General features: G+C 31.2%; 10 protein-coding genes. 6 read left to right on the forward strand and 4 right to left on the reverse strand.

The features are described from left to right. Position 1 precedes the first annotated feature (1 nt). Both leuB and leuA read right to left on the reverse strand, forming a co-directional pair. On the reverse strand, positions 2-1072 hold the full coding sequence (leuB, locus tag FMM56_RS00395) for a 3-isopropylmalate dehydrogenase (RefSeq protein WP_150207405.1): 1071 nt from the start codon (positions 1070-1072) through the stop codon (positions 2-4). Continuing rightward, the gene (gene leuA, locus FMM56_RS00400) at positions 1069-2625 is read right to left on the reverse strand and encodes a 2-isopropylmalate synthase (RefSeq protein ID WP_150207407.1); all 1557 of its coding nucleotides are present in this window, start codon (positions 2623-2625) and stop codon (positions 1069-1071) included. The genes leuB and leuA overlap by 4 nt, the downstream gene beginning before the upstream one ends. 119 nt (positions 2626-2744) lie before the next feature. Here leuA and FMM56_RS00405 point away from each other — a divergent pair, with 119 nt between their 5' ends. From FMM56_RS00405 to motB, 5 genes are read left to right on the forward strand one after another with little or no spacing between them, the layout of a single operon-like run. Next, entirely contained in the window at positions 2745-3701 is a 957-nt protein-coding gene (locus tag FMM56_RS00405) for a hypothetical protein (RefSeq protein ID WP_150207409.1), read from the forward strand. Next, a complete protein-coding gene (locus FMM56_RS00410; protein WP_150139349.1) occupies positions 3698-4153 on the forward strand; it encodes a YqaA family protein in 456 nt (151 codons plus the stop codon). Before FMM56_RS00405 ends, FMM56_RS00410 begins: the two co-directional genes overlap by 4 nt. A gap of 46 nt (positions 4154-4199) precedes the next feature. Continuing rightward, positions 4200-6839, forward strand: coding sequence for a DNA polymerase I (gene polA, locus FMM56_RS00415; protein ID WP_150207411.1), 2640 nt, complete (start codon positions 4200-4202; stop codon positions 6837-6839). 13 nt (positions 6840-6852) lie between these two features. Continuing rightward, on the forward strand, positions 6853-7629 hold the full coding sequence (motA, locus tag FMM56_RS00420) for a flagellar motor stator protein MotA (protein WP_150207413.1): 777 nt from the start codon (positions 6853-6855) through the stop codon (positions 7627-7629). A gap of 2 nt (positions 7630-7631) precedes the next feature. After that, positions 7632-8366 (forward strand): flagellar motor protein MotB, encoded by a 735-nt coding sequence (gene motB / locus FMM56_RS00425; protein ID WP_150207415.1) that lies wholly within the window; start codon positions 7632-7634, stop codon positions 8364-8366. 3 nt (positions 8367-8369) lie between these two features. Here the strand turns inward: motB and murD are convergent, their stop codons facing one another. Both murD and mraY read right to left on the reverse strand, forming a co-directional pair. Continuing rightward, entirely contained in the window at positions 8370-9578 is a 1209-nt protein-coding gene (murD, locus tag FMM56_RS00430; protein ID WP_150207417.1) for a UDP-N-acetylmuramoyl-L-alanine--D-glutamate ligase, read from the reverse strand. A gap of 8 nt (positions 9579-9586) precedes the next feature. After that, positions 9587-10648 (reverse strand): phospho-N-acetylmuramoyl-pentapeptide-transferase, encoded by a 1062-nt coding sequence (gene mraY, locus FMM56_RS00435; RefSeq protein ID WP_411675273.1) that lies wholly within the window; start codon positions 10646-10648, stop codon positions 9587-9589. Between the two features lie 75 nt (positions 10649-10723). Here mraY and gpmI point away from each other — a divergent pair, with 75 nt between their 5' ends. Then, positions 10724-12202 (forward strand): 2,3-bisphosphoglycerate-independent phosphoglycerate mutase, encoded by a 1479-nt coding sequence (gene gpmI / locus FMM56_RS00440; RefSeq protein WP_150139361.1) that lies wholly within the window; start codon positions 10724-10726, stop codon positions 12200-12202. The last annotated feature ends 6 nt before the right edge of the window (positions 12203-12208 follow it).

A 12208-nucleotide genomic window follows, 5' to 3' on the forward strand; every position in this document is an offset into this window, starting at 1 on the left:
TTTACTCCAAATTTTCTAAGATTGCATTGCCCATTTCATCGGTATTTAAGGCATTATTAGGATTTAAATCCCTTGTGTGTTTTCCTTGTTCTAAGGTTTTTGAAACAGCATTTTCAATATCATTAGCTGCATTAACTTCACCTAGTGAAAATTTTAGCATTAAGGCAGCACTTAGGATTTGTGCTATAGGATTTGCTATGTTTAAGTGTGCTATATCAGGGGCTGATCCACCTGCTGGTTCGAAAAGCCCAAAAGATTTTTCATTTATACTAGCTGATGGTAACATTCCCATAGAACCCGTAATCATAGCCATTTCATCAGATAATATATCACCAAAGATATTATTACAAAGCATAACATCAAATTGAGATGGATTTTTAACAAGTTGCATAGTAGCATTATCAACATACATATGTTCTAAACTTACATCTTTATACTCATTTGCTACTTCGCTAACTACCTTTCTCCATAAAATAGAACTTTGCAAGACATTTGCCTTATCAATAGAACAAACCTTTTTTCTTCTTAATCTAGCACTTTTAAAGGCAGTATGTGTAATTCTTTCAATCTCGGTCCTTGTGTAAATTTCAGTATCAAAGGCACAATCTCCATTATCTTTAACGCCTTGTGGCTTTCCAAAATAAATTCCACCAGTTAATTCTCTAATGCACAAAATATCCATTCCCTTATCTACAATCTCATTTTTTAAAGGAGATAGGCTTTGTAAACCCTTATAAATTTTAGCAGGGCGAAAATTTGCAAAAAGATTAAAATGCTTTCTTAATGGCAAAAGCGATGCCCTTTCTGGACGTTGTTCTATGGGTAAATTATCCCATTTTGGACCTCCAACTGAACCAAATAATATAGCATCTGAGTTTTCACAAAGTTTTAAGGTTTCATCGCTTAAAGCTATTTTATGAACGTCAATTGAAGCACCACCAATTAAAGCTTCATTAAATTTCAATTCAAAGTTATATTTTAAACTTATTTTATTTAAAATTTTCAAAGCCTCTTTCATTACCGATGGACCTATGCCATCCCCTGGTAAAACTGCTATTTTGTAAGAATTCATACTGCATTTTTCCTTTTTACAACTTCTATTTGCATAGCCTTTGCTATTGCGTTAAAGGTATTTATAAAAGCTTGAGTTGATGCTTCTATAACATCAGTTGAAAGTCCCATTCCATGAAATTTTCTACCTTGAAATTCCATTACAACATCAACTTGACCCTGTGCATCAACACCACTTCCCTTAGCCCCGATAACATAATTTAAAAGCTTGCAATCTATCTCAACTAATTTTATCAAGCAATTAAACACGGCCTCAACAGGACCATTGCCTATATCAGCCATTGTTTTAGAACACCCATCAATGTTTAATTGCACGCAAGCTGTAGGAATAACATTTTCCCCACCACTTATAACATTTAAATTTTCAAGCACAAATCTTGGTTTTTCTTGCAATTCTTGGCTTAAAAACATTAGAGCCTCTAAATCATAATCATACACTTGCCCCTTTTTATCGGCAAGTTTTAAAAAACTCTCATAAATATCATCTAAATCATAGGTATTTTCTGCATAGCCTAAGTTTTCAAGGCAAGTTTTTATCATATTTCTACCCGAACGGGCTGTTAAAAGCATACGATTTTCATTTAAGCCTATGCTTTCAGGCGTGATAATCTCATAAGTTTGGCGATTTTTAATAACTCCGTCTTGATGAATGCCTGAACTATGTGAAAAGGCATTTGAACCAACTATTGCCTTATGCGAAGGGACAGGTTCGTTACAAATGGCAGCTACTAATTTTGAAGTTTTAGCTATATTTTCGTGTATTATATTTGTATAAAGTCCATTAAATAATTTAGAACGCGTTTTTATAGCCATAACTACTTCTTCTAAGGCACAATTTCCAGCCCTTTCTCCTAAGCCATTCATAGCACATTCAATTTGCCTAGCCCCTTGCATTATAGCAGAAAGGCTATTACCAGTTGCCATTCCTAAATCATTATGGCAATGTACTGAAATAACTGCTTTATCTATATTTGGAACCCTATTAAAAAGCGTTTTTATAATATCTCCAAATTCATAAGGTAAGGTATAGCCGACAGTATCCGGTATATTAATCGTTTTTGCCCCTGCATTTATAGCCACTTCGACCATGCGACATAAATCATCAATAGGCGTCCTACCTGCATCCTCGCAAGAAAATTCCACGTCCTCAGTATAATTTCTAGCTCTCATCACAGCATTCTGAGCCATATTTACTACCTCATTAAAATCCTTTTTTAACTTATCTTTTACATGCAAGGTAGAAGTTGCTATAAAGGTATGAATTCTAAATCTTTTTGCTACTTTTAATGCCTCGTAACACGCATCAATATCCTTATTTACAGCACGGCTAAGTCCACATACTACGGAATTTTTAACATTTTTTGCTATGCTTTGTACAGACTCAAAATCACCGGGAGAAGATACCGGGAATCCTGCTTCGATTATATCTACTCCTAAATTTTCTAGAGCAAGGGCTATTTGTAATTTTTGATTAATATTTAAAGATTGACTTAGTGCTTGTTCACCATCTCTTAAAGTTGTGTCAAATATGATAACTTGCTTATTATCTTTCATTTTTTGCTCCTTGTTTTAAATTTAGAATGTTGATTATACTATTTTTTGGTTTAAACTTAGTTTTTTTGTAACATTTTAATTTTTAAAAATTTGTTTATAAAAAGGGGTTTAATATTTTTATGCTAAAATGGCATTTTTTGCATTTTGCAAAAAAAAAAAAAAAAACAAAAGAAATAGCAATGAGGGCTTATTTTATAGATGCAGAAAATATAAGTTTAAATCTTTTTTTAGAAAAGCATAATTTTGATGAAGAAGATAAAAATAGCAAATTTCATATCTTTGCTTGTTCAAGGACCTCTTTAAATTTTAAGAGTTTGTATATTTTAAACAAATATAAATTTAAGGTTTATACCTTTGATAACCACAATGAAAATTACGCTGATAAGCAAATTCTAACAACCCTAGGTTTCGTTGTTTCAAAGAAAAAATATAAAGAATTTATCATAGTTAGCGACGATAAGATTTTTAATAATTTAGAATATATGATTAAAAATTATGGAAAAAATATTAGTTATATTAGGAAAAAGGACTTAATAGAAAGGAATTTGCCGACCACTTCAACTTCTACAACTTCACAGACTCAGTCGGTTTCAAATTTGGTTAGTGGTAAGATAAATATTAGCGATGATAAACTTAGCATTGAAAAATTTTGTAAAAAATATAAAGATGAAATTTTAAACATTAGAAATAACTCAAATAATCTTAATAATCTTCATTTAAATTTAACAAAACATTTTGGACAAGATAAAGTAATAAAATTGTATAGATATATTAATCACAATCTAAAAGATGAGTTAAAACTTAGCAAATTAAAAAATAAAAAAGAAGTTAAACAAGCTGTAAAAAAGGATACTAAAAATTTTACAATAAAAGATGAAATGTTACAAAAACAAGATGAAATTCAAAAAATGTTTGAAAATTATAACAAACAAATTTTATTACTTGAATACAATACAAGTACTAGGTGTGATTTTCATAATGCTTTGCGTGAAACTTTTGGCAATGAAGAAGATTTAATTTATCAATACATAAAACACATTTTAAAATACAATGTTGGAAAGTTAAAAAACAAATAGTGAGTGAGCTTTTAAATACCCTTTCTTATCCTACTCTTTTTTTAGTGTGCCTTCTCTCAAGTACGCTTTTGCCCTTAGCTAGTGAGCTTTTTGTACTTAGTTTTTTAAATTTTGATTTTAATCCCTTTTTGGTGCTTTTCACATCCACACTAGCTAATAGCCTAGGTTCAATCACTACTTATTTACTAGCTTTTCTTGGCAAAAAAGAAATTTTAGAAAGGTATTTTAAAAATTCCTTAAAAAAGATTAGCAAGGTAGATAAAAATTTTAATCATTTTGGTGCTTTTTATGCCTTTTTTAGCTTTTTACCATTATTTGGAGATATTTTTGTACTAGGGCTTGGCTTTGCTAAATATTCATTGTTAAAAACTTGTATTTTTATAGGTCTTGGAAAATTTGTTCGTTATTTTTGTCTTTTTTTATTATATTTTTACGAAATCATAAAGTTTTAATCAAATTTTAGGCAAAATTGACATTAAATTTAATTGAAAGAGTGCCATGAAAACACTAACTTTAATTGACAGCTTTGGCTTTTTTTTTCGTTTATTTTATGCTCTTAAAGGACTTAGTACCTCAAAGGGCGAGCCAAGTTCGATGATAACAGGTTTTAGTAATTTTATTTATAGCCTAGAAAAAGAATATAAAAGCGATTTTTTAATCTTTGCACTTGATAGCAAGGGACCTACTTTAAGAAGTGAGTTATTTGATTGTTACAAGGGCAATAGAACCCCACCTCCACCAGAATTAAAGGCCCAGCTTCCAATTTGTATACAAATGATTGAAAGAATGGGTTTTGCAAGTTATTCAAGGGAAAAATACGAAGCTGATGATATAATCGCTTCTATTGTGAAATTTTGCGAGGATAAGGATATATTTGTTCGCATTGTAAGCACTGATAAGGACCTTTATCAACTTATAAAAGATGGCAAGGTAAGCATTTATAGCCCTATTTCAAAAAGAGAGTATAACGAGACAGCTTGTTATGAAAAATTTGGGGTTAAGCCTAGTCAGATTATTGATTTTTTAGCACTTTGTGGAGATAGTGCTGATAATATTCCAGGGGTTAAGGGTATAGGAGAAAAGGGGGCTAAAAAATTACTTGATGATTTTGATAATTTAGAAAATATTTATGAAAATTTGCCCTTAATCAAAAATGAAAAAACCAAACAAAAGCTTTTAGAAAGCAAAGAATCAGCCTTTTTAAGCAAAAAACTTGCAACACTTTATGATAATGTAAATTTAGAAAATATACTTGAAAATGCAAATTTTCCAGATACAGAACCACTCTTAAAGATACTTGACATACTAGAAAAATATGAACTTAATAATCTTATTAAAAAGCTAGATAACAAGGAAAAAACAAAGCAAAATTTAAGTTTTAGCCCTATTTTAATGAATGATGAGATCGAGTTAATAAAAATTTTACAAGATTTAAACGAAGATAGCATAATAGCCTTTGATACTGAAACTACAGGACTTGATGCAAGAAGTGCTAAAATAGTTGGTTTTAGTTTTTGTTTTAACGAAGAAAGGGCCTTTTATGTTCCTATAAATCACAGATACTTAGGCGTTAAAAAGCAAATTAGTTTTGAAGTAGCAAAACAAGCAATAGAACTTATCTTTAAGCATTTTGTAATAGGGCATAATCTTAAATTTGATTTTAAGATAATCAAGGAAAATTTTAATATAAACTATCCATTAAAATACGCTGATACGATGATTTTAGCCTGGCTTGAAAATTCAAGTTTGCGTTGTGGCATGGATGAGTTAGCAAAAAGGCTTTTTGATTATGAGACCTTAAAATTTGAAGATTTAGTAAAAAATGGTGAAACTTTTGCAAATGTAAGCCTTGAAAAAGCTTGTGAGTATGCAAGTGAGGATGCCTTTATAACCTTGAAATTTTATCTTTATTTTATGAAAAAACTTGACAAAAATTTATTAAAAATTGCACGAGATTATGAATTTGACTTTATAAAAGTACTGATTATGATGCAAGATAACGGAATAAAACTTGATATAAATGCACTTTCTTTATTAATGAGTAAATTTGAAACACAGATTAAAATTTTAAGTGAAGAAATTTATAATTTGTCAGGTGAAAGATTTAATATAAATTCTCCTAAGCAAATAGGTGAAATTTTATTTGAAAAATTAAATTTAAGCGATAGCAAGGCTAAAACAAAAACAGGTTATAAAACAGATGAAGCCGTGTTAAGTAGGCTTTTAGATAAGCATGAAATAGTTGGTAAAATTTTAGCTTATAGGGAGTTAGCAAAGCTAGTAGGAACTTATTGTGAGCCCTTGTTAAAACTTGCAAAAGAAAATGAAAAATCAAGAATTTATTCAAGCTTTTTACAAACAGGAACGGTTACTGGTCGCCTTGCATCAAAGGACCCAAATTTACAAAATATCCCAGCTCATGGTCAATATGCAAAGGATTATAAATCATGTTTTATAGCAGAGGATGGCTATAGTTTTATAAGCCTTGATTATTCTCAAATAGAATTAAGAATGTTGGCACATTTTAGTCAAGATGAAAAGCTTTTAAGAGCCTTTGAAAACGATGAGGATATCCATGCAAGAACGGCGATTATGATTTTTGGTTATAGCGATTTTCACACTAGAAGCGTGGCAAAAAGTATAAATTTTGGCTTAATTTATGGCATGGGCTACAAAAGACTTAGTGAAAGTTTAAAGATTGATGCAGGTCTTGCAAAAGAATATATAGAAAAATATTTTGCAAATTTTACTAGCATTAAGGGCTTTTTTGAAGAGATTAAGAAAAAAACAAAAAGCGAGGGCTATATTAGCACACTACTTGGACGCAGACGTTATTTTGATTTTTCAAATGCAAATTCAATGCAAGTTGCTATGTTTGAAAGAGAAAGTATAAACTCAATCTTGCAAGGCAGTGCAGCAGATATTATAAAACTTGCAATGCTTGAATTTTATAAGTATTTAGACAATGATACAAGGCTTATTTTGCAAATTCACGATGAATTAATTTTTGAAGTAAAAGATGAATTATGTGAAAATTTTGTAAAAAAAGCTAGAAATATTATGGAAAATATAGTAAAATTAAAGCTAAAATTAAAAACTTCCTCAAGTGTTGCTAAAAATTGGGGCATATTAAAGTAAGGAGTGTGGTCATATGGATATTTCAACTCTGCTAGGTGTTATTTTTTCTTTTACAAGTCTTTCTGTAGGAGACATATTAGAAGGTGGAAATCCTTTGCATCTTATACACATTTCATCGCTTATAATCGTGATTCCAACAGCTTGTTGTTGTGCGATAACTGCTACTCATAAAAAGATTGTAAAGGCGGCTTTTAAAGAATTAAAAATAGTTTTTAAGGGTTCAAATGTAAATATCCCAGAAAGAATAGCCCAGCTTATAGAATATGCCATTATTGCAAGAAGGGACGGCTTACTAGCCCTTGAATCAAGGACAAATGAAATAGATAATGAATTTATGAAAAATGCTATGATGATGCTAGTTGATGGTAAGAGTTATGAAGAAATAAGAGATAACATGGAAATACAAACAGAAGAACTTGAAGAACATTATAAAGAATGTGCTGAATTTTGGACTAGATTTGGTGAAACTTGCCCTACTATTGGGCTTGTTGGGGCTGTTATGGGTTTGACACTTGCCTTGCAACTTTTGGATAATCCTCAAGCTATGGCTGCTGGTATTGCAGGTGCGTTTACAGCTACGGTTACTGGCATATTTGGTGCTTATGCCTTGTTTGCTCCTTGGGGTTCAAAATTAAAGGCTAATGGCATGGATTATGTAAAAGAACAAATAGTTATAACAGAAGCTGTTAAAGGTATAGCAGAAGGTGCTAATCCTAGGGATTTAGAAGCAAAGCTTTTTAATTTTCTAGGACATGATGATAAGAGAATTTCACAATTTGATAAGGGTTAAAAATGGCTAAAAAAAGTAAATGTCCACCTTGTCCAGCTGGTGAAAAATGGGCCGTGCCTTATGCGGATTTTTTATCCTTGCTTTTGGCCCTATTTATTGCCTTGTGGGCTATTTCTGAAAATAATCCAACAAAAACAGAGGCCCTAAAAACTGAATTTGTTAAAATTTTTGATTATACTACCACTCAAACGATCCAACAAGAAAGTCAAAACACTGAAAAATATCCAGGGGCTACAAGGCAAAAAAGCGATGAGTTAGAAGCCTTAAAGCAAATGACACTTTCTCAACAAGAAACAATCAATAAATTAAAAGCTATGCTCGAACAATCAGAAAATCAAGTTGCTTTAAATTTACCTTCTCGCGTAGAATTTGCAAGAAATAGTGCTGAGATAGTTTCTGCTGATATACAAGATTTTTTAAGGAGAATGTCACAACTTGCCTTAAAACTTCCACCTCAGGTTAAGATTGAAATTCGTGGTTATACTGATAATAGCGATACTGCATTAAGAAGCTATGAACTAGGCTATGAAAGGGCTAAGGCGGTTTTAAAATACTTTTTAGATGGTGGGGTTAGTGTGAAGAATTTAAGCGTTAAAAGCTATGGTTTAAATAATCCACTTGATAATGACCCAAAGGCAGCTAAAAACAATCGTGCCGAAATTTATTTTCATTTTAGCCCTGATGATGATGGCTTACAAAAATCAGTTTTGGATTTGATAAATGATAGTAAAAGGTAGCTTTTAAATTTTATCAACGCATTCTTTAAACACTTCACCTCTATGAGCGTAAGAGGTAAACTGGTCTAAACTAGCACAAGCTGGGCTTAAAAGTGCTACTTCATTATCTTTTAAAAGCTTTGAAATTTCGTCAACTGCTTTTGGTAAAAGTTCGCATTTAATAGCATTTATTTTATAAGTACTTGCTAAGTTTATTAATTTATTGCTACTTATGCCTATTATATAAAGGTTAATATCAAGTTTTTGCATTATCTCAAATAAGGGATTTAAATCAACCCCCTTATCATCGCCCCCTATGATAAGATGAATTTTTTTATCACTATAACGTTTTAAGGCAGCCATTACAGCATCGATATTTGTAGCCTTTGTATCATTAATCCAAAGCCTATTTTTACTATCATAAATTTCTTCTAGCTTATTTTTTTCCATTACAAAGCTATTTAATTTTTCATAACTTAAAGAATCAAGTAAGATTTTTTCAATACTTAAAGACATTATGGCATCAAGTAAAAAAGGGCTTTTAAATTGAATTTTTTCTATATTTATACCCATTTTTAAGGCTAAATCTTTTTCATCTTCATAAGCTATGATATGTGCCTTTGTTGGAGTTTTTTCATAAATTTTTGGTAAGATTGCCACATCGCATTCATTCATTCTAGCTAAAACACTTAATTTATCATTTACATAATTTTCAAAACTTCCATGCCAAGAAAGATGATCGGCGCTAATAGGCAAAAGTGCGTAAATTTCAGGCTTAGCAATTTTTGTGTAATGCAAGCTAAAAGAAGAGGTTTCAAGTATCCAAAGTTTTGCGTTAGTATCTAACAAGGCTAATGGAATTCCTACATTTGCCCCTATTAGTGCCCCTATTTTTTCAAGTAAAAAACCTGCCATTTGAGTAGTGGTAGTTTTACCATTTGTACCACTTATCCAAACGCTTTTTGGCATAGCATCATAGAAAAAATCATACTCGCTTATTAAATTCTTAGCCTTTTTTATTAAGATATGGTCTTTTGGAAAACCAGGGCTTGGAAGTTCTAATTTACTAAATTCAGGCTTAAATTCATCTATGGTTAAAAATCTATTATTAAGTTTATCGTGTGAAATTTCTTTAAAACTATCATCATAAATATCAAAGCCACCAAATTTTAAGCCTAAATTTTCAACAATGGCCTTTGTAGTTTTTCCATAACCAAATAAAGATATTCTCATATTTTTTCCTAGCGAAGTTTTATAGAAGCAAGGGCTAATAAATTTGAAAGCAAGGCTATCATCCAAAAGCGAACGATTATTTTATTTTCAACCCAGCCTACCTTTTCAAAATGATGGTGAATGGGTGCCATTTTAAATACCCTTTTATTGAAAATTTTAAAGCTACCAACCTGTAAAATTACAGAAATTGTTTCAAGCACAAAAACAAAGCCTATTAATAAAAGTAAAAATTCATTTTTGCTAATAATGCCTAAAAAGCCAATAAATGCCCCCAGTGCTAAACTACCACTGTCTCCCATAAAAACTTGTGCAGGGTAGCAGTTATACCATAAAAAGCCCATTAAAGACCCAACCAAAGAAGCACAAATAATAACCACCTCGCCTAGTCCTTGAATTTTAGGCAAAAGCAAATACTCACTATAAATTAAATTTCCACTCAAATAAAGAAAAATTCCAAGCGTAACAATGGATATTATGCTAGGAACGGTCGCAAGACCATCTAGTCCATCCGTTAAATTTACGGCATTTGAACTAGCAATTAAAACAAGTATCCAAAAAACTATAGTAAAAATATGCATATTAAATAAGGCATGTTTATAAAAAGGTATGTAAAAATCGCCATTTAAATCGGTAAAAAAATACAACAGTAAGCCACAACAAAGACTTGCAAGGCATTGTAAAAAAAGCTTAGTTTTTGGGCTTAATCCTAAGTGGTTATCCTTTTTTAAGATTTTATTTAAATCATCAATCAAGCCTATTAAGCAAAATAAAATAAGGCATAAAAGACTGATAAGGGTTAAGACATTGAATTTAATGCAAAGTAAGGAGCTAAAGACTGCACAGCCAACAAAAATAAGTCCTCCCATTGTAGGCGTATTTGATTTTGTTTTGTGATTATCAGGGGCTAGTTCATAAATGGGTTGTTTAGCGTTTTTTGATCTAGCCCAATTGATAAATTTTGGCATGATAAATAAAGATAAACATAAAGCTATAAAAAATGCAAAACCAGCCCGAACGCTAATATAAGTAAAGAAAGCATAATCACTAAAATAAGAAATATAAAACAAAATTTTTGCCTTTTTTGGTTTTTAAAAGTTTAATTTTAGTAAAATCTTGCAAAAAAAAATCTTATAAAGAGTAAAAAAATGAGTCAAAAATGTATTTTAGTCATTACCGATGGCGTAGGTTTTAATCCTAGTGAAAAATTTAATGCTTTTTTTAGTGCAAAAAAGCCAAATTATGAAAGATTATTTAAAGAGGTGCCAAATTCTTTGTTAAAAACTAGTGGTTTGGCTGTGGGATTGCCAGAAGGTCAAATGGGAAATAGCGAAGTAGGGCATATGTGCATAGGTAGTGGCCGCATTATCTATCAAAATTTAGTTAAGATAAATAAGGCTATTGAGGATGGGTCTTTATCAAAGAATAAAAATTTAAATACCCTGCTTGAAAAATGTAAAAATATCCATGTGATAGGGCTTTATAGCGATGGAGGGGTCCATTCTTTAAATACGCATTTTAATACCTTGCTTAAACTTTGCAAGCAAAGGGGTAAAAATGTGTTTGCCCATGCAATTACTGATGGACGAGATGTTGGACCTAAAACAGGGCTTAAATTTATAAAAGAATTAGAAGAATCTTGTCAAAAAAATGATATTTGTTTTGCTACGCTTTGTGGTAGATTTTATGCTATGGATAGGGATAAACGTTGGGATAGGGTGGAAAAATATTATAAGTGCTTAATGGGTGAAGTTGATGAAGTATCAAATTTTAGTGCTTATATGCAAGAAAGCTATGAAAAGGGTATTACTGATGAGTTTATAGAAGGTGTTAAGAGTGCAAATTTTAAGGGCATTAATGAAGAAGATGGGCTTATCTTTGTAAATTTTAGAAACGATAGAATGAAAGAGTTAATTTACGTTTTAAATTCAAAGGATTTTAACGAGTTTAAAAGGGATAAAATTTTTAATAATCTACTTACAATGAGCGTTTATGATGATAAATTTAATTTGCCTGTTTTATTTGAAAAAGAAGTGCTAAATGATACCTTAGCTCAGGTTATTGCCAGGGCAAATTTAACACAACTTCATACAGCAGAAACTGAAAAATACGCCCATGTTACCTTCTTTTTTAATGGTGGGATAGAAGAAAGTGTTGAAAATGAAAGCAGGGTATTAATCCCTAGTCCAAAGGTTAAAACCTATGATGAAAGGCCTGAAATGAGTGCTTTTGAGGTGCTTGATGAGGTTAAAAAAGGGATTAATCAAGGTAAGGATTTTATAGTAGTAAATTTTGCAAATGGCGATATGGTAGGGCATACGGGTAGTTTTGAGGCCTCTGTTAAGGCTGTGGAGGCTGTTGATTTTTGTCTTGGAGAACTTGTTAAAGAGGCTCGTAAAAAGGATTATGCCTTTATTATTACAAGCGACCATGGAAACTGCGAGGCAATGCAAGATGAAAAGGGAAACATACTTACAAATCACACTACTTTCGATGTCTTTGTCTTTGTTGAGGCACAAGGAGTAAGTAAGATTAAGGAAAATATGGGACTTAGTAATATTGCTGCTTCTGTACTTAAAATTTTAGGTTTGCAAAAGCCAAGTGCTATGAACGAGGCTATGTTTTAAGGGTAT

The organism is Campylobacter sp. LR264d (genome assembly GCF_008633895.1).
Lineage (GTDB): Bacteria > Campylobacterota > Campylobacteria > Campylobacterales > Campylobacteraceae > Campylobacter_D.

Coding starts and splice junctions, on each gene's coding strand:
- leuA (WP_150207407.1), bottom strand. CDS start 2,625: ATGAAAGATAATAAGCAAGTTATCATATTTGACACAACTTTAAGAGAT.
- motB (WP_150207415.1), top strand. CDS start 7,632: ATGGCTAAAAAAAGTAAATGTCCACCTTGTCCAGCTGGTGAAAAATGG.
- gpmI (WP_150139361.1), top strand. CDS start 10,724: ATGAGTCAAAAATGTATTTTAGTCATTACCGATGGCGTAGGTTTTAAT.
- motA (WP_150207413.1), top strand. CDS start 6,853: ATGGATATTTCAACTCTGCTAGGTGTTATTTTTTCTTTTACAAGTCTT.
- murD (WP_150207417.1), bottom strand. CDS start 9,578: ATGAGAATATCTTTATTTGGTTATGGAAAAACTACAAAGGCCATTGTT.
- leuB (WP_150207405.1), bottom strand. CDS start 1,072: ATGAATTCTTACAAAATAGCAGTTTTACCAGGGGATGGCATAGGTCCA.
- polA (WP_150207411.1), top strand. CDS start 4,200: ATGAAAACACTAACTTTAATTGACAGCTTTGGCTTTTTTTTTCGTTTA.
- FMM56_RS00405 (WP_150207409.1), top strand. CDS start 2,745: ATGCTAAAATGGCATTTTTTGCATTTTGCAAAAAAAAAAAAAAAAACA.